At 64.8% G+C, this 22,631-nt stretch carries 20 protein-coding genes; 7 read left to right on the forward strand and 13 right to left on the reverse strand.

Annotated features, from left to right (window positions below):
* Positions 1–14: 14 nt before the first annotated feature.
* The 4 genes from K675_RS0108790 to miaB form a co-directional block, all read right to left on the reverse strand.
* Positions 15–854: an HlyC/CorC family transporter gene (locus K675_RS0108790; RefSeq protein ID WP_017903145.1), complete on the reverse strand. Its 840-nt coding sequence runs from the start codon at positions 852–854 to the stop codon at positions 15–17.
* Positions 855–888: 34 nt separating this feature from the next.
* Positions 889–1,347, reverse strand: coding sequence for an rRNA maturation RNase YbeY (ybeY, locus tag K675_RS0108795; RefSeq protein ID WP_017903146.1), 459 nt, complete (start codon positions 1,345–1,347; stop codon positions 889–891).
* Positions 1,340–2,344 (reverse strand): PhoH family protein, encoded by a 1,005-nt coding sequence (locus K675_RS0108800; protein WP_017903147.1) that lies wholly within the window; start codon positions 2,342–2,344, stop codon positions 1,340–1,342. The genes ybeY and K675_RS0108800 overlap by 8 nt, the downstream gene beginning before the upstream one ends.
* A gap of 290 nt (positions 2,345–2,634) precedes the next feature.
* Entirely contained in the window at positions 2,635–3,963 is a 1,329-nt protein-coding gene (gene miaB, locus K675_RS0108805; protein ID WP_017903148.1) for a tRNA (N6-isopentenyl adenosine(37)-C2)-methylthiotransferase MiaB, read from the reverse strand.
* 136 nt (positions 3,964–4,099) lie between these two features.
* On the opposite strand from miaB, the gene K675_RS0108810 reads away from it, so the two are divergent.
* Complete coding sequence (locus tag K675_RS0108810) at positions 4,100–4,426, forward strand: DUF1820 family protein (RefSeq protein WP_017903149.1); 327 nt, start codon at positions 4,100–4,102, stop codon at positions 4,424–4,426.
* A 182-nt stretch (positions 4,427–4,608) separates the two neighbouring features.
* Here the strand turns inward: K675_RS0108810 and K675_RS0108815 are convergent, their stop codons facing one another.
* From K675_RS0108815 to K675_RS0108830, 4 genes are all read right to left on the reverse strand, one after another.
* A complete protein-coding gene (locus K675_RS0108815) occupies positions 4,609–5,157 on the reverse strand; it encodes a tetratricopeptide repeat protein (RefSeq protein ID WP_017903150.1) in 549 nt (182 codons plus the stop codon).
* A gap of 237 nt (positions 5,158–5,394) precedes the next feature.
* The gene (hemL, locus tag K675_RS0108820) at positions 5,395–6,678 is read right to left on the reverse strand and encodes a glutamate-1-semialdehyde 2,1-aminomutase (RefSeq protein ID WP_017903151.1); all 1,284 of its coding nucleotides are present in this window, start codon (positions 6,676–6,678) and stop codon (positions 5,395–5,397) included.
* A 17-nt stretch (positions 6,679–6,695) separates the two neighbouring features.
* The gene (thiE, locus tag K675_RS0108825; RefSeq protein WP_017903152.1) at positions 6,696–7,319 is read right to left on the reverse strand and encodes a thiamine phosphate synthase; all 624 of its coding nucleotides are present in this window, start codon (positions 7,317–7,319) and stop codon (positions 6,696–6,698) included.
* 32 nt (positions 7,320–7,351) lie between these two features.
* Positions 7,352–8,149, reverse strand: a complete 798-nt coding sequence (locus tag K675_RS0108830; RefSeq protein WP_017903153.1) for a hydroxymethylpyrimidine/phosphomethylpyrimidine kinase — start codon at positions 8,147–8,149, stop codon at positions 7,352–7,354.
* A 285-nt stretch (positions 8,150–8,434) separates the two neighbouring features.
* On the opposite strand from K675_RS0108830, the gene K675_RS0108835 reads away from it, so the two are divergent.
* The 4 genes from K675_RS0108835 to K675_RS0108850 all read left to right on the forward strand — a co-directional run bounded on the left by K675_RS0108835 (position 8,435) and on the right by K675_RS0108850 (position 15,242).
* A complete protein-coding gene (locus K675_RS0108835; RefSeq protein WP_017903154.1) occupies positions 8,435–10,801 on the forward strand; it encodes a hybrid sensor histidine kinase/response regulator in 2,367 nt (788 codons plus the stop codon).
* A gap of 77 nt (positions 10,802–10,878) precedes the next feature.
* Entirely contained in the window at positions 10,879–12,528 is a 1,650-nt protein-coding gene (locus tag K675_RS0108840; RefSeq protein WP_017903155.1) for an acyl-CoA dehydrogenase family protein, read from the forward strand.
* A 321-nt stretch (positions 12,529–12,849) separates the two neighbouring features.
* Positions 12,850–14,313 (forward strand): AMP nucleosidase, encoded by a 1,464-nt coding sequence (gene amn / locus K675_RS0108845; protein ID WP_017903156.1) that lies wholly within the window; start codon positions 12,850–12,852, stop codon positions 14,311–14,313.
* A gap of 296 nt (positions 14,314–14,609) precedes the next feature.
* A complete protein-coding gene (locus tag K675_RS0108850) occupies positions 14,610–15,242 on the forward strand; it encodes a pseudouridine synthase (protein ID WP_020481044.1) in 633 nt (210 codons plus the stop codon).
* Here K675_RS0108850 and K675_RS0108855 read toward each other — a convergent pair.
* Positions 15,237–15,446, reverse strand: coding sequence for a DUF2788 domain-containing protein (locus K675_RS0108855; protein WP_017903158.1), 210 nt, complete (start codon positions 15,444–15,446; stop codon positions 15,237–15,239). The two genes, K675_RS0108850 and K675_RS0108855, sit on opposite strands and share 6 nt — an antisense overlap.
* A gap of 286 nt (positions 15,447–15,732) precedes the next feature.
* Complete coding sequence (locus K675_RS0108860) at positions 15,733–16,212, reverse strand: Lrp/AsnC family transcriptional regulator (protein WP_017903159.1); 480 nt, start codon at positions 16,210–16,212, stop codon at positions 15,733–15,735.
* 430 nt (positions 16,213–16,642) lie between these two features.
* Here K675_RS0108860 and K675_RS0108865 point away from each other — a divergent pair, with 430 nt between their 5' ends.
* Complete coding sequence (locus K675_RS0108865; RefSeq protein ID WP_017903160.1) at positions 16,643–17,782, forward strand: DUF6515 family protein; 1,140 nt, start codon at positions 16,643–16,645, stop codon at positions 17,780–17,782.
* Here the strand turns inward: K675_RS0108865 and K675_RS0108870 are convergent, their stop codons facing one another.
* Together K675_RS0108870 and K675_RS0108875 are read right to left on the reverse strand one after the other, a co-directional pair.
* On the reverse strand, positions 17,783–18,673 hold the full coding sequence (locus K675_RS0108870; protein WP_017903161.1) for a cation diffusion facilitator family transporter: 891 nt from the start codon (positions 18,671–18,673) through the stop codon (positions 17,783–17,785).
* A 27-nt stretch (positions 18,674–18,700) separates the two neighbouring features.
* On the reverse strand, positions 18,701–19,120 hold the full coding sequence (locus K675_RS0108875) for a hypothetical protein (protein ID WP_017903162.1): 420 nt from the start codon (positions 19,118–19,120) through the stop codon (positions 18,701–18,703).
* 109 nt (positions 19,121–19,229) lie between these two features.
* Between K675_RS0108875 and hrpB the strand changes: the two genes are divergently transcribed.
* On the forward strand, positions 19,230–21,761 hold the full coding sequence (gene hrpB, locus K675_RS0108880) for an ATP-dependent helicase HrpB (RefSeq protein WP_017903163.1): 2,532 nt from the start codon (positions 19,230–19,232) through the stop codon (positions 21,759–21,761).
* 139 nt (positions 21,762–21,900) lie between these two features.
* Here the strand turns inward: hrpB and K675_RS0108885 are convergent.
* On the reverse strand, positions 21,901–22,631 hold a 731-nt coding region (locus K675_RS0108885; RefSeq protein ID WP_017903164.1), incomplete at its 5' end, for a GlxA family transcriptional regulator.

Consider the following 22,631-nt stretch of genomic DNA (forward strand, 5'->3'; position numbering starts at 1 on the left):
GGGAGCTTCAGTCCTTAGCGGTTGATGGGCGTCAGGCGGATCAGATGAATCCGACGGCTGTCGGCATTCAGGATACGGAAACGATACGCGCCGATCTCGGTGGTTTCATTACGCTTTGGCAGGTGGCCGAACGCGCTCATCACCAGGCCGCCGACGGTGTCGAACTCGTCGTCGGAGAATTCGCTGTCGAAGAACTCGTTGAAGTTCTCGATCGGCGTCAGCGCCTTGATCAGGAAGTCACCGCTGGGCAGGGGTTTGATGTAGCTGTCTTCCTCGACATCGTGCTCGTCCTCGATATCGCCGACGATCTGTTCCAGCACGTCCTCGATGGTCACCAGGCCCGCCACGCCGCCATACTCGTCGATCACGATGGCCATGTGGTTGTGGTTGGCGCGGAACTCGCGCAGCAGCACGTTCAGGCGCTTGGACTCGGGAACGAAGGTCGCCGGGCGCAGCAGGTCCTTGATGTTGAAGCCCTCGCCGTTCTCCTTGAGGATCAGCGGCAGCAGATCCTTGGCCAGCAGGACGCCCATGACGTCGTCATGGCTTTCGCCGATCACCGGATAGCGCGAGTGGGCGGCATCGAGGACAGCGGGAAGGAATTCGCGGGGTGTCTGGGTCGCCTTGATGCTGATCATCTGCGAGCGCGGGACCATGATGTCGCGTACCTGCAGGTCGGCAACCTGGATGGCGCCTTCGACGATGGCCAGCGCTTCGCTGTCCAGCAGTTTGTTCTGGTGGGCTTCGCGCAGCAGCTCCAGCAACTCCTGGCGGTTTTTCGGCTCATGGGCAAAAGCCTGGGTCAGTTTACCCAGCCAGGACTTCTGCCCGTTGCTCGATCGGTCTTCGCTCATAGCGATTTACTCGTTTCCCTTGGTGATTGAGTGATCAGTGTTCGTCATCGGCGTAGGGGTCGGGATGACCCAGTTCAGCAAGCAACTCTCGTTCCAGCGCTTCCATTTCCTCGGCTTCCTCGTCATCGATGTGGTCGTAACCCAACAGATGCAGGCAGCCGTGAATGACCAGATGGGCCCAGTGGGCCTCCAGTGCCTTGCCTTGCTCGGCCGCCTCGCGGGCGACCACCGGAACGCAGATCACCAGATCTCCCAGCAGGGGAATATCCAGCAGTTCGTCCGGCACGTCGGCGGGGAAGGACAGCACGTTGGTCGCGTAGTCCTTCTGGCGCCAGGTACGGTTCAGTTCGCGCCCTTCGGCCTCATCCACCAGGCGGATGGTCAGTTCCGAATCGGCGCTGCGCTGGCGCAGGGCCAGGGCGCACCAGGCGCGGAACCGGGCTTCGCTCGGGGCGGGGGCGTCAGTGGCCAGTTGCAGGTCGAGTTCAAGCATCGGCTTGGCTGTCCCTGGCCGGGGCGGGCTCGCTGCGTTTGTCGAAACGCTCGTAGGCTTCGACGATGCGCTGCACCAGCGGATGGCGCACCACGTCCTTGGGCTGGAAGTGGGTGAAGCTGATGCCCGGCACGTCCTTGAGCACTTCGATGACATGGGCCAGGCCGGACTTGGTGCCGCGTGGCAGGTCGACCTGGGTGATGTCGCCGGTGATGACCGCGGTCGAGCCGAAGCCGATCCGGGTCAGGAACATCTTCATCTGCTCGACGGTGGTGTTCTGGCTCTCGTCGAGGATGATGAAACTGTTGTTCAGCGTGCGGCCGCGCATGTAGGCCAACGGGGCGATCTCGATCACCTGGCGCTCGATGAGCTTGGCCACGTGTTCGAAACCGAGCATTTCATACAGCGCGTCGTACAGCGGGCGCAGGTACGGGTCGATCTTCTGGGCCAGGTCACCCGGCAGGAAGCCGAGTTTTTCCCCAGCTTCGACCGCCGGACGCACCAGCAGGATCCGCCGCACCTGCTCGCGCTCCAGAGCGTCCACCGCGCAGGCCACCGCCAGGTAGGTCTTGCCGGTACCCGCCGGGCCGATGCCGAAGTTGATGTCGTTGGCCAGCACTTCCTTCACGTAGCGCTGCTGGTTCAGGCCGCGCGGGCGAATCATGCCCTTGCGGGTGCGCAGGGCCACCGAGGCTTCGGCGACCGGGTTGTTTTCCAGGTCGTCGGCAGTCGATTCGCGCAGGAACAGGTGCACCATGTCCGGCGATAGCTCGGTGCCCTTGGTTTCCCGATAGAGGCGGCGCAGCAGGTTCTCTGCGGAAGTGGTGAGCTTGGGGTCGCCGATCAGTTCGAACTGATTGCCGCGGTTGCGGATCTGGATGGCCAGGCGCTGTTCGATCAGGCGCAAATGCTCGTCGAACTGCCCGCACAGATTGGCGAAACGATGGGCCTCGAAAGGTTCGAGGATGAAGCGATGGGGTTCTATGGGTGCGTTCAAGGTCGTTTATCAGCCGCCCAACGGCAATGGAGATGAATTCAAGGATAACGCTAGCAGCCTGGGGACGAAAGCGCTTCCGTCTGACAGACGTCCCTTCTTCTTTACGGCGCCCACCCTTAGCGAGTGGACTTGTCGGAACGCCGCACCGCCCTGCTCGGCTGCAAGGCGGCCGTAAAGCCCGATTCCGCGTTTCGCCTGGCAGGTCGCGGTGACAGGTTTTGGGGGCGCATTGCGCCCCAGCGCGGGCAAGCCCGCTCGCCACAGGGGGTGATTCAGCGGCACGCAGGCGTCTACTGCAACATCGAGCCACGCAGCGAGTGTGGCTGCGCGGAATCGATGTGGACGTCGACGAACTGGCCGATCAACTGTGGATTGTCGCAGCGGAAGTTGACGATACGGTTATTCTCGGTCCGTCCCTGCAGTTCGCCCGGATCCTTTTTCGAATAGTCGGTCACCAGGATGCGCTGGATCGAGCCAACCATTTGTCGGCTGATCTCGAAGCCCTGCTGGTTCAGGCGGTGCTGCAACGCGTTCAGGCGCTCCTTCTTCAGTTCTTCCGGGGTGTCGTCCGGCAGGTCCGCCGCTGGCGTACCGGGGCGCTGGCTGTAGACGAACGAGTAGGAGAAGTCGAAGCCGACGTCCTCGATCAGCTTCATGGTCTGCTGGAAGTCCTTCTCGGTTTCCCCGGGGAAGCCGACGATGAAGTCCGAGCTGATGCAGATGCCCGGCACGGCGGCCCGCAGTTTGCGCAACTTGGACTTGTATTCCAGTGCCGTATGATTGCGTTTCATCGCCGCCAGAATCCGGTCCGAGCCCGATTGCACCGGCAGGTGCAGGTGCTTGACCAACTCAGGTACCTCGGCATGGGCCTGGATCAGACTGTCGGAGAACTCCAGCGGGTGCGACGTGGTGTAACGGATACGCTCGATGCCGTCGACGGCCGCCACCACCCGGATCAGTTCCGCCAGGTCGGCCAGCCGGCCATCATGGGTGACACCGCGATAACCGTTGACGTTCTGCCCCAGCAGGGTCACCTCACGCACGCCGTTCTCGGCCAGGTGGATGATTTCGCCGATCACGTCGTCGAAGGGCCGGCTGACCTCTTCGCCACGGGTGTAGGGCACCACGCAGAACGTGCAGTACTTGCTGCAGCCCTCCATCACCGAAACGTAGGCGCTGGGGCCATCGATGCGCGGCTCGGGCAGGTGGTCGAACTTCTCGATCTCCGGGAACGAGATGTCCACCTGCGGCAGGCGGGTGACGCGTGCCGCATCGATCATTTCCGGCAGACGGTGCAGGGTCTGCGGGCCGAAGACCACGTCGACATACGGCGCGCGCTTGCGGATCGCCTCGCCTTCCTGGCTGGCGACGCAGCCGCCGACGGCGATCACCATGTCCGGATTGCCTTCCTTCAGCTCGCGCCAGCGGCCCAGTTGGGAGTAGACCCGGTCCTGGGCACGTTCGCGGATCGAACAGGTGTTGAGCAGGATGACATCCGCGTCTTCGGCGCGGGCGGTGACTTCCAGGGCCTGATGTTCGCCCAGCAGGTCGACCATGCGCGAGCTGTCGTACTCGTTCATCTGGCAACCGTGGGTTTCGATATAGAGCTTCTTGGCCATGGGCGGGTGTCGTCACGTGATTCAAAGAACCGCGCATTATAAGGGGCATCGCGGTCGCTTCCTAGCATTGCGCGTCCGGCGGCTATGCTATAGTTCGCGCCCTCTTTCCATAGCCCCGATTTGTTGTCCGCCCACCATGAGCAAACGTGAAACCCCGATCTACAAGGTGATTTTCCTCAACCAGGGCCAGGTGTTCGAAATGTACGCCAAGCAGATCTATCAGAGCGATCTGTGGGGGTTCCTGGAGGTCGAGGAGTTCGTCTTCGGCGAGCGCACGCAACTGGTGGTCGATCCGGGGGAGGAAAAACTCAAGGCGCAGTTCGAGGGCGTGGTGCGCAGTTTCGTGCCAATGCACTCGATCGTGCGGATCGACGAGGTCGAGCGCCTGGGTACGCCGAAGATCAGCGAGGCGCGGGGCATGGGCAACGTCACGCCGTTTCCGATGCCGATACCCGAGAAATAACGGTCATTGTGGGAGCCGGCTTGCTGGCGATAGCGACCTGTCAGCCAGCATCTTGGTCGACTGACACGACGCCATCGCCAGCAAGCCGGCTCCCACGATGATCGTGCAAGCCGGGTTTACCGAGGTGTCGAACCGCCGCGAAGTGGCCCGCAACCCAGGACTCTCCCGCAGGGGCGGTGGGCTCAGGGCAGTGGCGAGAAGGGCGTGCGCCCGTCGGCGGTCTGCAGTTCCAGCAGGTACTTGCGGAAGATCTGTCCCAACACCTGGGTCGCCATCTCCAGTTCGTCCCGCGGCATCTGCGCCGCGACTTCGTCGGCAACGTCCAGCGCATCCTCGGCACCGTTGACCGCCGCCATCTTCAGCACGATATAGGCCTGGACGTTGTTGGCCGGCACGCCCTCGCCCTTGTAGAACATGGTGCCGAGTTGGAACTGGGCCTGGGCGTGTCCCTGCAGGGAGGCCAGTTCGAAGTTGCTCAGGGCCTTGTTCAGGTCGCGTGGCGCGTTCTTGCCGTCGTAGTAGAACTCGCCCAGCTCGTATTGCGCCTCCGCGTCGCCCCCCTTGGCCGCCTGTTCGCAGGCGCTCAGGGCCTCGGCGAGATCCTGCGGCTGGGTATTGAGCGTGCAACGGCCCATTGCCGGGATCAACAACGAGTTGCCGCCGGCGTGTGCCAGCAGGGGCTGAAGGAGCAACAGGCAGCCCAATGAAAGGGCGCGGCCGGTGCGGTTCATGGGAATCGACGTACCTCTGAAGGGCGGGCGTACCCGGCCAGGGGATGTGTATGGCGCGCATTATGAAATAAGCGGGGGCCACCTTACAAAGTCTTTACTCGTTTTTCTGCTGCGCGGGCGTTATATCGCCCGGTTTTGCCGGTCATGGAGGGAATGACGCGAGTCCACCCTGAAAGTTCAGGCGGGAAAGTCGACGCCGGTCGGGCCCGGCGTCGGCTCTGTCACGGAGCGCAGCGCTTATTTCAGTGCGGCGAAGGCCCGTTCGGCGGCGTCCAGGGTCAGTTTCAGCTCGGTTTCGCCGTGGGCGATGGAGGTGAAGCCGGCTTCGAAGGCACTTGGCGCCAGGTACACGCCGCCTTCGAGCATCAGGTGGAAGAAGCGCTTGAAGCGCTCGGCATCGCTGGCCATGACATCCTCGAAGGTGACGATGTCGTCGGCGCCGCTGAAGTACAGGCCGAACATGCCGCCGGCCTGGGTGGTGACGAACGGGATGCCGGCGGCATCGGCGCGCTGCTGCAGGCCGTCGAGCAGGCGCGTGGTGTAGTCGCTCAGCTCGGCATGGAAGCCCGGCCGGCTGATCAGGCGCAGGGTGGTCAGGCCGGCGGCCATGGCCAGCGGGTTGCCGGACAGGGTACCAGCCTGGTAGACAGGGCCCAGCGGGGCGATACGCGACATGATCTCGCGCTTGCCGCCGAAGCAACCTACTGGCATCCCGCCGCCAATGATCTTGCCGAAGGTGCTCAGGTCCGGGGTCACGCCGTAGTGGGCCTGGGCGCCGCCGAGGGCGACACGGAAACCGGTCATCACTTCGTCGAAGATCAGCACCACGCCGTGCTGGTCGCACAGGCTGCGCAGGCCTTCGAGGAAGCCAGGTGCCGGCGGCACGCAGTTCATGTTGCCGGCAACCGGCTCGACGATGATGCAGGCGACCTCCTGGCCGACTTCGCCAAGCATCTTCGCCACCGCGTCGATGTCGTTGAACGGCAGGGTCAGGGTGTGTTTGGCGAACGCCGCCGGCACGCCGGCGGAACTCGGTACGCCCTGGGTCAGGGCGCCGGAACCGGCCTTGACCAGCAGGCTGTCGGAGTGGCCGTGGTAGCAGCCTTCGAACTTGATGATACTGTCGCGACCGGTGTAGCCACGGGCCAGGCGGATGGCGCTCATGGTCGCCTCGGTGCCGGAGCTGACCATGCGCACCATTTCCATCGACGGCACGATCGAGCAGACCAGGTCGGCCATTTCGGTTTCCATGGCGGTCGGCGCACCGTAGGACAGACCGTGTTCCAACTGCTTGCGCACGGCGTCGAGTACGTCCGGGTGGCTGTGGCCGAGGATCATCGGGCCCCAGGAACCGACGTAGTCGACATAGCGCTTGTCGTCTTCGTCAGTGACGTAGGCGCCTTCGGCGTGCTTGAAAAACAGCGGGGTGCCGCCGACGCTCTTGAACGCCCGAACAGGCGAGTTCACGCCACCGGGAATGTGTTTCTGGGCATTGGCAAACAGCGTTTCGGAACGGGACATGGTCGGGCTCTCGGAAATCATGAAGTGAAGAGGGCATTGAAGGCGCGCGCGCGGCGTGTCACGTCCTGGGCGCTTTCTGCGCCGAACAGGCCATGGATCACCGCCAGCAGGTCGGCACCCTGGGCGATCAGCGGCGCGGCATTGTCGAGGGTGATTCCGCCGATCACGCAGATCGGCAGGTGCAGCGCAGGGCGGGCCCGTTCGAGCAGGGCGATGTTGGCCGCCGGTGCACCGGGCTTGGTATTGGAATTGAAGAAACGGCCAAAGGCGACGTAGCTGGCACCTTCCCGGGCGGCCTGTTCGGCCAGCTCCAACTGCCCATGGCAGGTGGCACCGATGATCGCCCGGCTGCCGAGCAGGGCGCGGGCCGGGGTCAGGGGGCCGTCGGTCTGCCCCAGATGCACGCCAACCCCGAGACGCGCGGCGAGCTCGGCGTCGTCGTTGATGATCAGTTGGGTCCCGTAGCGTTCGCAGAGTCTGAGCAGGGCCTCGGCCTCGCGCAGGCGACGGGCGTCGTCCGTGCTCTTGTCGCGATACTGCAGCAGCGTCACGCCACCTTCGAGAGCGGCCTCGACATAGGCGAGGAGCTTGCCGGCCAGCAACTGGCTGTCGGTGATGGCATACAGACCACGTAGTTTCATCGGTTCGGCCTCAAAGCATTACGGGTGGGGCATTACGAGCAGAAATCCAGCGGCAGGCGGCGTGGCACGAACTGCCCCTGGCCGAGTCGTTCGGCGTCGCGCAGGGTGCGCCAGGTGTAGTCCAGGGCCGATTGCACGGCGCTGACCAAGTGCTCGCCCTGGGCCAGGCGACCGGCGAGGGCGCTCGCCAGGGTGCAGCCCGAACCGTGATAACTGCCGGGCAGGCGCTGGCACTTGAAGGTCTGGCGGCTGCCGTCGCGACCGTACAGGCGGTTGTGAATCTGTTCTTCTTCGCCATGGCCGCCGGTGATCAGCAGGTACTGGCAGTACGGCAGCAGCTTTTGTGCGCACTCATCGGCGCTGCCTTCGGGCAGTTCGGCCAGGATACGCGCTTCGGGCAGGTTGGGAGTGGCGATCTTCGCCAGGGGCAGCAGGCGTTCGCGCATGGCGTAGCCGACCTCGTCCTTGCCCAGCCGGCCGCCGCCGCCGGCGCGCAGCACCGGGTCGCAGACCATTGGCAGGTGCGGATGCGCCTGGAGCAGTTCGACCACGGTGTCGACCATTTCCAGGGAACCGAGCATACCCAGCTTGACCGCCGCGACCGTCGAATCGTTGAGCACCGCATTGGCCTGGGCCAACACCCACCCGCGATCGAGCACGCGGAAATCGCTGACATTCACCGTATCCTGCACGGTCAGCGCGGTGACTGCGGGAGCGGCATGGCAGCCCTGGGCGAGCAGGGCTTCGATATCCGCCTGGAGGCCGGCACCGCCACTGGGGTCGTGTCCGGAAAGGCAGAGAACAACGGGACGAGAGCTGTAGATATTCATGGGGCGCGAGCTTACCACCAATCGCTTTGTTCGGAATCGTCCACGCAGCGTTGCATTTTTGCCCTGAAGGTTTGTCCGACGTGGTCGATAAGGATGACTCACAAATGCGATTCAATCGCGCAAATGCCCGTTCTAGAGCGATTTGCCTAAATACTGCAATGGTGTTTTTTAGCCATCAGTGGCTATGCTAGAGTGGATCCAAACGAATAACAGGCTATGCGGCATCACGTCGTCTCAAGGGAATGGGGGCTCCTGACGCGACCGGAATGGCCATGCTGGGGCTGTATGCGCTATTTGCTGATGATGTTGTTGAGCTGGCTGCCGCTGATGGCGAGCGCAGTCGAGTTTGATGAATCCACTCAGAGCCTGCCCCTGGGCCGGGTCATGCAAGTGTTCGAGGACGTGGGCGGTCAGGCCGCTATCGCGGATATTGTCTCGCCTGCCATGGCCGGCCGCTTTCGTCAGCACGACAAGGACGCGCTCAACGCCGGCTATTCGCAATCGGCGTTCTGGCTCAAGGTCGACCTGACCTACAAGCCGAAAAATGCCGAGGCACGGCGAACCTGGCTGCTGGAACTGGCCTACCCGCCGATGGATCACATCGATCTCTACCTGCCGGACGCCAGCGGTGAATACCGTCTGAACCAGCGTACCGGTGATGAACTGCCCTTCGCCAGTCGACCGATCAAGCAGAACAACTACCTGTTCGAGCTGGATTTCGCCCCCAACGAAAGCAAGACCGTCTACCTGCGCCTGCAAACCGCGGGTTCGGTCCAGGCGCCGCTGAGCCTGTGGTCGAGCCAGGCCTATCTGGAAGAGCAACCGGTACGTCTGTACGTGTTGGGGCTGATCTATGGCGTGCTGCTGGGGATGCTGGTCTACAACCTGTTCATCTACCTCAGCGTGCGCGACACCAGCTATCTCTACTACATCTTTTACATTGCCTCGTTCGGCTTCTACCAGTTGTCGGTCAACGGTGCGGCGGTCCAGTACTTCTGGCCGAACAACCCCTGGTGGGCGAATGCCGCGACGCCATTCCTGATCGGCTCGGCGGGCTTCTTCGGCTGCCAGTTTGCCCGCAGTTTCCTGACTACGGCCGTCCATAGTCGCTGGCTGGATCGCCTGTTGCTGCTGTTGATGGCCGTGGGTGTACTGGTGATGGCGTTGTCGCTGATGAGCGGCTACGCGCTGGCCCTGCGCCTGGCAACGGCGCTGGCCCTGGTCTTCACCGTGACCATCTTCTTCGCCGGGGTCCGTGCCTGGTATCGCGGTCAGCGGGTGGCCCGCTACTTCATCATCGCCTGGTCGGCGTTCCTGCTGGGCGGCTTGGTCAACACCCTGATGGTGCTGGGCTATCTGCCGAACATGTTCCTGACCATGTACGCCAGCCAGATCGGCTCGGCCCTGGAGGTCGGCCTGTTGTCGCTGGCCCTGGCCGACCGGATCAATGCCATGCGCGAACAGCAGGCGCAGACCCTGCTGGAGTCCGGGCAGAAACTGGAAGTGCTGAACCGGGAACTGGCCAACAGCAATCGCCTGAAGGACGAGTTCCTGGCGACGGTCACCCATGAGCTGCGTACGCCGATGAACGGTGTGATCGGTTCGCTGGAACTGATGCAGACCGTGGACCTGAGCCCGGAACTGGAGCAGTACCAGCAGACGGCCGCCGGTTCGGCGCGGGACATGATGCGCATGGTCAATGGCCTGCTCACCCTCACCGAGTTGCAGGCCGGGCGGCTCAAGGTGTACCCGCAGGCTTTCAGCCTGCGAGGGCTGCTCAATGGCCTGCAGGAACAGTTCGCCGGCAATGTGCTGAACAAGGGGCTGCATTTCACCGTCGAAGTGGCTGACGAATTGCCCGACAACCTCCACGGCGACGCGACGAAAATCGTCCAGTGCCTGGAATGCCTGGTGGACAATGCCGTCAAGTTCACCCGCGAAGGTGGGCTGGTGTTGCGGGTGATCGGCCATTCTTCCGAGCCCGGGCATCTGACGCTGTCCTTTGCCGTGATCGACAGCGGGATCGGTTTCACCCATCTGGACGAGGCCAGTCTGTATCAGCGGTTCTTCCAGCTCGATGGGTCGATGACTCGCGAGTACGGCGGCTTGGGCATTGGCCTGGCGATCTGCCGGCAACTGGTCGAACTGCTGGGTGGGCGCATGACTCACCAATCCGAACCGGGGATGGGCAGCCGCTTCCAGATCGAGGTCGATGTGCAGGTGTCGGCGCCGCGGCCTGCCCGGTCGCTGACGACCCCGCGCAAGCCGCAGGAGTGCACGGTGTTGCTGGTGGACGGCAATGACGTCAGCCAGTTGGTGGTCAGGGGCATGCTGCTCAAGCTCGGCTATCGGGTATTGACCGCCAACACCCCACGCGCGGCCATCGACGTGCTGCGACAGGGCAGTGTCGACGCCCTGCTGCTCGATGGTGCTGCCGACCCGCAGGGGGCGCAGGTATTGTGCGAGCAGGTGCGCGGCGCACAGGTGCCGATCCTGGCGCTGACCGGCCTGGTCAATGGCGTGGAGCAGGAGCGCTGCCGGGCTTGCGGTGTCACCGACCACCTGCACAAGCCGGTGCGTTTCGAGGAATTGCAGAGTGTCCTGGCGCGGCGGCTATTGAGTGCGGTGGAGGGTGAAAGCGCCGGCATTTAGGCGTATATGCCACTTTTTTCCCGCTGTGGCGCGTGATTCACTGGGTTTCCAGGTACTTCCTGCAGGAGCATGCCTTGATGAATCTCCATCAGTACGCCGAAACCCACGAAGTCACCAACCAGCCGCCGTCGCTCGATGGCGCCAACCTCTATCGCATCGACCTGCCGCTGCAGGAGTGGTCGCGACGCCTGGGGGCCGGCTGGGCGCAGGCCCGTATCGACGAGTACGGTGCGCTGGCCGGTGGGCCGCTGATGGAGGCGGGTTTTCAGGCCAACCAGAACAAGCCGGTATTCGTCAGCCATGACCGTTATGGTCATCGCCAGGACCTGGTGGAATTTCATCCGGCCTACCACGAGCTGATGCGTACCGCCATCGAGCACGGGTTGCCCTCGTTGCCCTGGACCGACCCGCAGGACGGCGCCCACGTGGCCCGCGCGGCGATGACCTACCTGCACAGCCAGGCCGAGGCCGGCACCGGCTGCCCGCTGACGATGACCTTCGCCTGTGTCCCCGCGCTGAAACTGCAGGCCGACATCGCCGCGCAGTGGCTGCCGAGCATTCTCAGTACCCGTTATGACCCGCGCAATGTCGGCATCGCCCACAAGCGCGGGGCCACCATCGGCATGGCGATGACCGAGAAGCAGGGCGGTACCGATGTCCGTGCCAATACCACGCGTGCCTATCCGGTGGGCGCCGCCGGCCCCGGCCAACCGTACGAGCTGGTGGGGCACAAGTGGTTCTGCTCGGCGCCGATGTGCGACGCCTTCCTGACCCTGGCCCAGACCGACAAGGGCCTGACCTGTTTCCTGCTGCCACGGCACCGCCCGGACGACAGCCGCAACCAGTTCTATATCCAGCGTCTGAAAAACAAGCTGGGCAACTGCTCGAACGCCTCGAGCGAAGTGGAGTTTCGTGGTGCCCTGGCCTGGATGATCGGTGAGGAAGGGCGCGGCGTGCCGACCATCATCGAGATGGTGGCGATGACCCGTTTCGATTGCATGGTCGGTTCCAGCGCCCTGATGCGTCAGGCCCTGACCCAGGCCAGCCACCACTGTGCGCATCGGCTGGTCGGTGGACGCCTGCTGAGCGAACAGCCGCTGATGCAGAACGTGCTGGCGGACCTGGCGCTGGAAAGCGAGGCGGCCCTGGCCCTGAGCCTGCGCATGGGTCAGGCGCTGGACCGCCTGGGCGACGAGCGCGAGGCCGGCTTCGCCCGGCTGGTCACGGCGGTGGGCAAGTACTGGATCTGCAAGCGGGCGCCGGCGATGATCAACGAGGCCGCCGAATGCATGGGCGGTGCCGGCTACGTGGAAGACAGCATCCTGCCGCGGCTGTATCGCGAGGCGCCGGTGAACTCCACCTGGGAGGGTTCGGGCAACGTGCAATGCCTGGATGTGTTGCGCTCGTTGTCGAAGGAGCCGGGTGTGCTCGAAGTGTTGTTCGACGAACTGGGCGACGGTCATGGCGACAAACGCCTGGCCCGGCATATCGAGCAACTCAAGCAGGCGTTCGCCGACACCGGCGACATCCAGTACCGCGCCCGGCAACTGACCGAGGACATCGCCCTGGCCCTGCAGGCCAAGCTGCTGCTGGAGGCGGGCAACTCGGTGGTCAGCGACGGCTTCATCGCCGGGCGCCTGGGCGGCAGCGGCCTGGTCTACGGCACCTTGCCGCGCGGGGTGAATGTCGAGGCCATCGTCGCTCGTTCGACCCCGCAGGGTTTCTGACAGTACAGGCGGAATGAGCGGAGCGATGACGGCTGTGGCGAGTTGAACGGAACCGTGGCGAGCGGGCTTGTCGGGACGCCGCACCGCCGCGTTCGGCTGCGAAGCAGTCGTGGCAACTGCCAACGCATGGTGTCAGATAGACAGCAATCCCGGCCTCGCGGCTGCTGTGCAGCCGAGTGTGGCGGTGCGGCGTCCCGACAAGCCCGCTCGCCACCGGCGCCTGTCGACGAGTCGGGAGACGCAACGAAACGCCGATGTTTCCGTCCGACGAGGTTGCAGGCAAGATGAGGGCCTGCAACATCAAAAGACAGGATACTCTCCGTGACCGAAGCTTTTATTGTCGTGCAATCCCCTGAACAGGCCGTCGACCGCCTGGCCGAACTCCACGAGCGTGCGACCACCGCCCTGAGCCAGGCGCTCAAGCGCTACCTCAAGGACCGTGTCGAACCCGACGCCGAGCAGCGCGCCCTGTTTCGCTACCCCGAGCTGCGCCTGACCTACACCTACCAGGGCGAGGTACCGACGACCACCCGCGCCTATGCCAAGGTCCAGTTACCGGGCACCTACAGCGCCACCGTCACCCAACCCCGGGCGTTTCGCAAATACCTGCTGGAACAACTGGTGCCGTTGATGCGCGACTTCACCGTGACGGTGGAAGTCGGCGTCAGCGAACAGAACATTCCCTATCCCTACGTGGTCGAACAGGGTGATGAACTGGCCGGCTCTGGCGTGACCGCCGCGGCCCTGGCACGGGTGTTCCCGAGTACCGACCTGTCCGCCGCCACCGACGATATCGCCGACGGCCTGCACGACTGGGAAAGCGCCGAGCCGCTGCCGCTGGGGCTGTTCGACGCGGCCCGTGTCGACTTCTCCCTGCGCCGCCTGGTGCACTACACCGGCAGTGACTGGCGCCATGTGCAGCCGTGGATCCTGCTGACCAACTACCACCGCTACGTCGACCAGTTCATCCTCCATGGCCTGGAGCAGTTGCGCGATGACCCGCGTTTCGTGCGCATGGTGTTGCCCGGCAACGTGATCATCGAAAAGGGCATGGACTACGCCGAGGCCCAGGCGGTCGCGGCCGCGGTGGTCTGGCACCGCTACCAGATGCCGGCCTACCACCTGCAGGCGGCGGACGGTCATGGTGTCACCCTGGTCAACATCGGCGTCGGTCCGTCCAACGCCAAGAACATCACCGACCACCTGGCGGTGCTGCGTCCGCACTGCTGGCTGATGATCGGGCACTGCGGCGGCCTGCGCCAATCCCAGACCATCGGCGACTACGTGCTGGCCCACGCCTACATGCGTCGCGATGGGATCCTCGACCGGGTGGTGCCGCCGAACATCCCGATTCCGGCCCTGGCCGAAGTGCAGCTGGCGCTGCAGGAGGCGGCGGCGAATGTCACCGGCGACAAGGGTGACGACCTGAAGAAGCGCCTGCGCACCGGTACCGTGCTGACCTACGACGACCGCAACTGGGAGCTGCGCTGGGCCCAGGAGCGGCCGCTGATCAACCTGTCCCGCGCGGTGGCCGTGGACATGGAAAGCGGCACCATCGCCGCCCAGGGTTATCGCCTGCGCGTGCCGTACGGCACCCTGCTCTGCGTGTCGGACAAGCCGCTGCACAGCGAGATCAAGCTGCCGGGTTCGGCGAATGCGTTCTATGAGCGCGCGGTCAGCCAGCATCTGAAGATCGGCATCGCCGCGGTGGACCTGTTGCGTACCGAACTGCATTCGCTGCACTCGCGCAAGCTGCGCAGCTTCGACGAGCCGCCGTTCCGCTGATATCGATGGCGTGGGCGGCCGCGGAGTCTGGTGTCGCCGATGTTGACGCTTTCGCGGGCAAGCCCGGCTCCTGCAGTACCGCTGTCGTACACAAAATTGTGATCGTTCCCACGCTCTGCGTGGGAATGCCTCTCTGGACGCTCGGCGTCCGCTTTTGTGACGCATGGCGTCACGGGCTGCGTTCCCACGCGGCGCGTGGGAACGATCATCAAGTCCTGTCTGGGCCCTCGCCTGTGGAATTAATGCGCCATACGCCCTAGCATGACGACTCCCGATTCTCAGATGTCCATTTCACCATGCCTCGTCCCCCCCGCCCCGTCGCCCGCCGTTCAGCGGCGAAAAGTCCTGTTGCTCCCCGTCGTGTCGCCAAGGCACCACCGAGCGAGCCCAGGCTGATCCTGTTCAACAAGCCGTTCGATGTGCTGACCCAGTTCAGTGACGGTGAGGGAAGGGCGACACTCAAGGACTTCATCGACGTGGCCGGCGTCTATCCGGCCGGGCGCCTGGATCGCGACAGTGAAGGCCTGCTGCTGCTGACCAATGATGGGCAGCTCCAGGCGCGCATTGCCGACCCCAAGCACAAGCTGGCGAAAACCTACTGGGTACAGGTCGAGGGCATTCCCACGGCCGAGCAGATCGAGCGCCTGTGCAAGGGCGTCGAGCTGAACGATGGCATGACTCTGCCGGCCCAGGCCCGGCTGCTCGAGGAGCCGCAGCTCTGGCCGCGCAACCCGCCGGTGCGCTTTCGCCAGAGCATTCCAACCCGTTGGCTGGAACTGATCATCCGCGAAGGCCGCAACCGTCAGGTGCGGCGGATGACGGCGGCGGTGGGCCTGCCGACCCTGCGTCTGGTGCGTGTGAGGATTGGTGACTGGACGCTTGAGGGGCTCGACCAGGGCCAGTGGAGGGATGTCCCGGCGCGGTTATAGCGAGCCGGACTCGATCAGGCCGATCACCACGCTCTTGATCACGAACGCGGCAACGCCCAGGCCCAGCACGAAGAACAGGATCAGCGTGCCGAAGCGTCCGGCCTTGGACTTTTTCGCCAGGTCCCAGACGATGAAACCCATGAAAATGATCAGGATGCTGACCAGGCCGGTCATCATCCACTCTTCGAAAACGGCAGGATCCATCGGGACTCTCCAGCGCAAGCGGGGGGTAAAAAGCTTGGCGAGTATACGTCAGCGAGGATTCGACCGGCATTGACCTGCGTCGGTTTGCCTCAGCCCCCCACCCTGAACATGGCTTGCCCGCGATCGGGCACGCAGCGGCCGTCATTCGGTTCACTCGGTGTGTCAGATGGAACCTGTGCCCAGGTTTTGCGGCCGCTACGCGCCCGATCGCGGGCAAGCCACGCTCCTACAAGGGTAAGATCGCGACGGTTCGGCGCCCCCGGCACAAGCAGGACGTGGTGTCAGTTCAACTGCGCAGGTGATTCAACGGCAACTCGGTACTGTTGAGCACCTGGTTGAGCACGAAGCTGGAACGTACGCTGGTCACGCCTTCGATACGGGTCAGGTGCCCGAGCAGCAGCTTCTGGTAGTGATCCATGTCCGCCACCACCACCTTCAACTGGTAGTCGGCATCCATCCCGGTCACCAGGCTGCACTCCAGCACCTGCGGCAGGTTGCGGATCGCCGCCTCGAAGTTCTCGAAGCGTTCCGGGGTGTGCCGGTCCATGCCGATCAGCACGTAGGCGGTCAGGCTCAAGCCGAGCATCTTGCGGTCCAGCAACGCGACCTGGCGCGAGATGTAGCCGTCGTCTTCCAACTGTTTGACCCGCCGCGAGCAGGGCGAGGGCGACAGGCCGATACGCTCGGCCAACTCCTGGTTGGAGATGCGGGCATCGCGCTGCAATTCCGCCAGAATGCTCAGGTCGTATCGGTCGAGTTTGCTCATGGTTCTGGCCTTCATCATAACTATTGCGCTGAATTATCTATCTGAAGAGAAATATTGCGCAAGTCATGTTTATTTGAGCAATGTTCGCAATCGCCTGCCGCCGCTGTCGGCCTATTCTTATCACCAGAATCACTGCAACACGAATCACTGCCCGGACATCGAGTCCACAGCGGCCCGCCGAATCAGGCGCTCCGCGGCCGGCAATCCCACAGGGTTGTGCAGGCCCCCGGGCTACACACTGTCCAGAAGACGGTGCGAGGTGAGCCGGCGTCAAAAGCGTCGAGCACGGACGAAATTCCCCAAAGGGAGGCTGACGAGCCTCCCTTTTTTATTGGGCGTAAAATAAGTCGCGTGACTGATAAAGTGTTGCAGAACCGGAATCCGCTTTCCCAGTCTTATGGTCAGGCCCTGAACCGCAGTGAGGAACCGAATGAAATCGCGCATCTGGCGTTTGGCAGGTGTTGGCTTGCTCTGTATGAGCGTTGGTGCGCAAGCGCTGGCGGAAGATCGGGGTGACGAGAATCAGCAACATCCCCATCTCAACGGCGGCCAGCGTGGTCCCGAAGGGCGGCCGGGTGGTCATGAGGAGCGGCCGGGGAACAATCAGCCGCGTCCGGAGAATGCCCAGCCACGTCCGCAGCCCCGGCCCCAGGCGCCCGAGCCCCGGCCACAGGCGCGCCCGGAGATGACCCCGTTCCAGCCGCAGAATAATCAGCCCCGCCCGGAAAACAACCCGCACTTCGAGCGGCGCGAGCAGAACTTCGGTGGCCAGTGGCAGCCGCGTCCGCCACAGAACGACCCCAACCAGCAAAGTCGTCCGGCTCCGCAGCCGCAGAACAATCTGCCGATCCAGGGCCGGCCCGATACCGTGCGTCAGACCCAGGAGCCGCTGCGCGGCAACTACTCGGACATTCCCCGGCGCAACGGCTACAACCCCGGCTGGCAGCCCGGCGGCTACAACGGCCGTCCCGGTGGCAACTTCGATCACCCCAACGACCACCGCTGGCCAGGGCGTCCGTCCGGCCATGGCAATGGCTGGGGGCCTGGGCCGCAGTACCGGCCGGGTTATGTGGTCGACCGCTTCCCCGACCGTAACTGGCGGGTACCGTATCGCGGGCAGGACTACTTCTTCTCCGGCGGTTACTGGTATCGCCCGCAGGGCCCACGCTATGTGGTGGTCGCACCACCGCGGGGGATCCGTATCAGCTACCTGCCCGACTATGCGCGGGAGGTCTGGGTCGGCAGCACGCTGTTCTTCCTCGCGGCAGGCGCCTACTACCTCTACCAGGAGGACACCCAGGACTACGTGGTGGTCGATCCACCCGCCGCCGCGCCGCAGGTGGCGCCGGCACCATCGGGCAACGGCTATGACGTGGTGGCCTACCCGGCCAACGGGCAGAGCCCGGAGCAGGTGCAGCGCGATGGCGAGGATTGCTATCGCTGGGCCGTGCAGCAGAGCGGTTTCGACCCGGCCCGGGCCACTTATGCCCCGGACCCTTCGGTGGTACAGACCTACCGCCAGGCCCAGGGCAGTTGCCTGAGCAGCCGCGGCTACCAGGTCAACTACTGATCAGTCGTGGTGTTTCACCACTTCCCGAGGGTCGGCGTGCACCAGCACTTCGGCCTTCGGGTAGACGGCGCTGATCGCATCGGCGGCCTGGTCGCTCAGACCATGGGCCACCGACAGCGTCAATTCCCCCGGCAACTCCAGGTGCAACTGCACGAACCAGTGGTTGCCCGACACCCGCGTGCGCAAGTCATGTGCCCCGAGCACACCCGGCACGCCCTTGGCGAGTTCCAGCATGTGCTGGCTGATTTCAGGTGACAGTTCCTCATCCATCAGCACGGCAAAACTCTCGCGGCCGATCTGGATCGCACTCCACAGGATATAGGCCGAGATGCCCAGGCCGAACCAGGCGTCGACCTGGGCGAAACCGAGGCTGGCGAACACCAGGGCCAGCAGGATGCTGCCGTTGAGCAGCATGTCCGAGCGGTAGTGCAGCGAGTCGGCGCGCACGGCGGTGGAGCCGGTTTCGCGGATGACCTTGTGTTGCAGTACCAGCAACGCGGCGGTGAGCAACAGCGACAGAATGATCACGCCGATGCTCAGCCAGGGCGCCCCGACCGGCTCCGGATGGCGGATCCGCTCCACCGCCTGCACCGCGATCAGGATCGCACTGCCGGCGATGAACAACGCCTGGGCCATGCCGGACAGCGACTCGGCCTTGCCGTGACCGTAGCGATGGTCGTCATCCGCCGGACGCAGCGCATAGTGCACCGCCAGCAGGTTGAGGAACGAGGTCACGCCGTCGAGCGCCGAGTCGGTCAAGCCGGCGAGCATGCTCACCGAGCCGCTCAGCCACCAGGCGACGGCCTTGGTCACGATCAGGATACTGGCGACCGCCACCGAGGCCCGGGTGGCCAGGCGCAGCAGGCGAGCATGTTCGGGGCTGTTGCTCATGCAAGGCGGTCCTTGTGCGGGCGGGGATCAGGCGGACGGATGCAGGCCATACAGGGCCAGCTGTTGCAGGCTGCCCTTGTGCTGGATCAGTCGAGGGTCGTTCAGCGGCAGGCTCTGGCCCAGTTCGGTCTGGATGATCGCCTGCAGTTTCTGGTTGTCGACCTGGCCATTGGTGCCGATGGATTCATGGAGTTTTTCCGGAGCGATCTGCGCGGTGGTGCCGTTGGGCAGGTAGATGGCGCCGGTGGCGAAATCGATGCCGAAGGCGATCAGCCCGGGGATGACGTAGAACAGGATGCCGATGGCATCGAGGCCGGCGACCAGCGGGTCGATCTTGCCTTCGATCTGGCCACGGCGGTCGGGGAAAAAGATCGAGCCACAGGCGGTCAACTGGGTCAGCAGGGTGGCGACCACGACGCCACCGATAACGCGCGAAGAAATACGCATGCAAGGATCTCCTGGAGGGAAAGGCCAACTATACAAGGGTCAACGGATAAGACCGTGATTAATGCAGCTCGGTTCGCCGTTATACTCGGCGGCCTGTTCTGGAGCCACCATGATTTCCTTGCCGATCGATGAAGTTTTGCCTGCACTGCGTCAGGCCCTGGGCGAACGCCACGAAACCGTGCTCGAAGCCCCGCCCGGCGCGGGCAAGACCACCCGGGTGCCACTGGCGCTGCTGGACGAGCCGTGGCTGGCCGGGCAAACCATCCTGATGCTCGAACCGCGCCGTCTGGCTGCCCGGGCGGCGGCCGAACGGCTGGCGGCGGAGCTGGGGGAAAAGGTCGGCGAAACCGTGGGCTACCGCATTCGTCTGGAGAGCAAGGTCGGTCCCGGGACGCGGATCGAAGTGGTGACGGAAGGTATCCTGACCCGCCGCCTGCAGGACGACCCGGCGCTCGAAGGCGTCGGCCTGCTGATCTTCGACGAGTTTCACGAGCGCAGCCTGGACGCCGACCTGGCCCTGGCCCTGAGCCTCAATGGTCGCGAGATGTTTCGCGATGAGCAGCCGCTGAAGATCCTGCTGATGTCGGCGACCCTGGAGGGTGAACGACTGTCCAGCCTGCTGGGGGATGCGCCGGTGGTGCGCAGCGAAGGTCGCATGTTTGCGGTGACGACCCGCTGGGGCCGGCCTTTCCAGCCCGGCGAGTTCATCGAACCGCGGGTGGTGCAGACGGTGCTCGAAGCGGTCAGTGATGAAAGCGGCAGCCTGCTGGTGTTCCTGCCGGGGCAGGCCGAGATCCGCCGCGTGCATCAGCAGTTGGAAGAAGCCCTGGGCGCCCGCCCGGACATCCTGCTGTGTCCGCTGCATGGCGAGCTGGACCTGGCCGCCCAGCGTGCGGCCATCGAGCCGGCTCCGCCAGGTAAGCGCAAGGTGGTGCTGGCGACCAACATCGCCGAGACCAGCCTGACCATCGATGGTGTGCGGGTAGTGATCGACGCCGGGCTGGCGCGGGTACCGCGCTTCGACCCGGGCAGCGGCATGACCCGCCTGGACACCCAGCGTATTTCCCGTGCGAGCGCGACCCAGCGGGCCGGGCGGGCAGGGCGCCTGGAACCGGGCGTGTGCTATCGCCTGTGGTCCGAAGCCCAGCATGAGCAGTTGGCGGCCTATGGCAGCGCCGAGATTCTCCAGGCTGACCTCGCTGGGCTGGCCTTGCAACTGGCGCGCTGGGGCGTGTCGGTCGATCAGTTGGTCTGGCTCGATGTGCCACCGGCCGCCGCCTATGCCCAGGCGCGAGACCTGCTTCAGCGCCTCGGCGCGCTGGCGGCCAAGCCGGGCGAGCAGGCGACCCTGACCCGGCATGGCCAGGCGATGGCCGAACTGCCGGCGCACCCGCGTATCGCCCACCTGCTGTTGCGTGGCCAGGCGCTGGGCCTGGCGAGCATGGCCTGCGATGTCGCGGCCCTGCTGGGTGAGCGCGATATCCAGCGCGGCGGTGGTGCCGACCTGCACAGTCGCCTGGCCTTGCTGGCAGGGGAGGAGCGGGCGGCTCGCGGCGGCCAGGGTGGCGTGCAACGAGCCCGGCAGTTGGCGCGGCAGTACCGGGGATACCTGCGTGGCCAGGCGAGCGAGCCGGTGGCTGATCCCGAACATTCGCGCTGGCTCGGCGCGCTGCTGGCGCTGGCCTATCCGGACCGCGTTGCCCAGCAACGGCGCGCTGGCGGCGCGGAGTATCGCCTGGCCAATGGCCGGGCGGCGATGTTCAGCGAAACCGACAGCCTGATGAAGCAGCCCTGGCTGGTGATCGCTGACCTCGGCAGCCGCCAGGGTCAGCGCGAGGAGCGCATCTACCTGGCCGCCGAATTCGATCCCGGACTGTTCGACACGGTGCTGGCCGAGCAGGTGAGCAATGTCGATCAACTGGACTGGGATGAGCGCGAGGGCGTGTTGCGTGCCGAGCGCCAGCGCAAGGTCGGCGAACTGGTGCTGAGTCGCGAAGCGCTACCCGGCCTGGACGAAGCGGCACGCAGCCAGGCGCTGGTCAACCTGGTGCGGCGCAAGGGGCTGGAACTGCTGCCCTGGACCCCGGAACTGCGCCAGTGGCAGGCACGGGTGGCGCTGCTGCGTCAGCTCGACCTGGCGGACAAGGGGCAGAGCGAATGGCCGGACGTCAGCGACCAGGCTCTGCTGGCGAGCCTGGAACACTGGCTGGCACCGTACCTGGGGCGGGTTTCGCGGCTCAGTCATTTCGCCAACCTGGAACTGGCGAGCATTGTCCACAATCTGCTGCCCTGGCCGTTGCCACCGCGCCTGGACGAACTCGCCCCGCATCACCTGAGCGTGCCGTCGGGCTCGTCGATCCGACTCGACTACAGCGAGCAACCGCCGATTCTGGCGGTGCGCCTGCAGGAACTGTTCGGCCTGGCCGAGACGCCACGAATTGCCGGTGGCCGGCAGGTGGTCAAGCTGCACCTGCTGTCGCCGGCGCGGCGGCCGGTGCAGGTGACCCAGGATCTGGCGAACTTCTGGCGCAGCACCTACGCCGAAGTGAAGAAGGACCTCAAGGGCCGTTATCCCAAGCACTACTGGCCGGATGACCCGTTGGTGGCGGAAGCGACGGCGCGGGCCAAACCGCGTAAATAACCCCCAACACTGGCCACCTGTAGGAGCGTGGCTTGCCCGCGAAGAACGATGATGCGGTCTATCCGTCGAACCACGTTATCGTTCTTCTCGGGCAATCCCTGCTCCTACAAGGGGCGGGGAGGGTGTGGTGGGTGTCTGTTCAGCCGACCCGCCGGGCATCGCGCCGCACCGCCTGCGGCGGTACGCCAAAGCCGCGGATGAATACCTCCCGCATGTGGCGCCGGTCCCGGAAGCCGGTTTCCCGGGCCACCACGTCCAGGCTGTGGCGGCTCTGCTCGATCATCAGTCGCGCTGCTTCCAGCCGCAGGCTCTCCACGGCCCTGGCCGGCGACTGTCCGGTCTCGGCGGTGAACACGCGGGTGAACTGCCGTGGGCTCAGGTGCACCACTTCGGCCAGTTCCTCGACGCTCAACGGTCGGCTCAGGTGCTGACGGGCATAGTCCAGGGCGCTTTGAATCCGGTCCGACTTGGGGGACAGAGACAGCAGTTCGGAGTGCTGCGACTGTCCGCCGGAGCGGCGTTGATGCATGACCAACCGGTGTGCCACCGACCGTGCGAGCTCGGGCCCCAGATCCTTCTCCACCATCCCCAGGGTCATGTCCATCCCGGCGGTCATGCCGGCCGAGGTCCATACCGGCCCATCGACGATGTAAATCCGGTCGTCCTCGACCTCAATGTCCGGGTAGTTCGCCTGCAGGGCCGTGGCATAGGCCCAGTGGGTGGTCGCGCGACGATGGTCGAGCACGCCCGCCGCGGCCAGAACAAAGGCACCCGTGCAGATCCCCGCCGTGCGCCGGGCGTTTTCGGTGAAGCCGCGCACACTGTCGAGCACGCCCGCGGCTGGCGGCGTCAGCGGCTCGAGGGTACCCG

Source organism: Pseudomonas fuscovaginae SE-1 (genome assembly GCF_000364705.1).
GTDB classification, from domain to species: Bacteria; Pseudomonadota; Gammaproteobacteria; order Pseudomonadales; family Pseudomonadaceae; genus Aquipseudomonas; species Aquipseudomonas fuscovaginae_A.

What these genes read in the sequence shown, in the direction of transcription:
- K675_RS0108865 (WP_017903160.1), top strand. Translation starts at nt 16,643, where the DNA reads ATGAAATCGCGCATCTGGCGTTTGGCAGGTGTTGGCTTGCTCTGTATG.
- miaB (WP_017903148.1), bottom strand. Translation starts at nt 3,963, where the DNA reads ATGGCCAAGAAGCTCTATATCGAAACCCACGGTTGCCAGATGAACGAG.
- hrpB (WP_017903163.1), top strand. Translation starts at nt 19,230, where the DNA reads ATGATTTCCTTGCCGATCGATGAAGTTTTGCCTGCACTGCGTCAGGCC.
- K675_RS0108815 (WP_017903150.1), bottom strand. Translation starts at nt 5,157, where the DNA reads ATGAACCGCACCGGCCGCGCCCTTTCATTGGGCTGCCTGTTGCTCCTT.
- K675_RS0108855 (WP_017903158.1), bottom strand. Translation starts at nt 15,446, where the DNA reads ATGGATCCTGCCGTTTTCGAAGAGTGGATGATGACCGGCCTGGTCAGC.
- thiE (WP_017903152.1), bottom strand. Translation starts at nt 7,319, where the DNA reads ATGAAACTACGTGGTCTGTATGCCATCACCGACAGCCAGTTGCTGGCC.
- K675_RS0108850 (WP_020481044.1), top strand. Translation starts at nt 14,610, where the DNA reads ATGCCTCGTCCCCCCCGCCCCGTCGCCCGCCGTTCAGCGGCGAAAAGT.
- ybeY (WP_017903146.1), bottom strand. Translation starts at nt 1,347, where the DNA reads ATGCTTGAACTCGACCTGCAACTGGCCACTGACGCCCCCGCCCCGAGC.
- K675_RS0108790 (WP_017903145.1), bottom strand. Translation starts at nt 854, where the DNA reads ATGAGCGAAGACCGATCGAGCAACGGGCAGAAGTCCTGGCTGGGTAAA.
- K675_RS0108860 (WP_017903159.1), bottom strand. Translation starts at nt 16,212, where the DNA reads ATGAGCAAACTCGACCGATACGACCTGAGCATTCTGGCGGAATTGCAG.
- hemL (WP_017903151.1), bottom strand. Translation starts at nt 6,678, where the DNA reads ATGTCCCGTTCCGAAACGCTGTTTGCCAATGCCCAGAAACACATTCCC.
- K675_RS0108835 (WP_017903154.1), top strand. Translation starts at nt 8,435, where the DNA reads ATGCGCTATTTGCTGATGATGTTGTTGAGCTGGCTGCCGCTGATGGCG.
- K675_RS0108830 (WP_017903153.1), bottom strand. Translation starts at nt 8,149, where the DNA reads ATGAATATCTACAGCTCTCGTCCCGTTGTTCTCTGCCTTTCCGGACAC.
- K675_RS0108840 (WP_017903155.1), top strand. Translation starts at nt 10,879, where the DNA reads ATGAATCTCCATCAGTACGCCGAAACCCACGAAGTCACCAACCAGCCG.
- K675_RS0108810 (WP_017903149.1), top strand. Translation starts at nt 4,100, where the DNA reads ATGAGCAAACGTGAAACCCCGATCTACAAGGTGATTTTCCTCAACCAG.
- K675_RS0108870 (WP_017903161.1), bottom strand. Translation starts at nt 18,673, where the DNA reads ATGAGCAACAGCCCCGAACATGCTCGCCTGCTGCGCCTGGCCACCCGG.
- K675_RS0108875 (WP_017903162.1), bottom strand. Translation starts at nt 19,120, where the DNA reads ATGCGTATTTCTTCGCGCGTTATCGGTGGCGTCGTGGTCGCCACCCTG.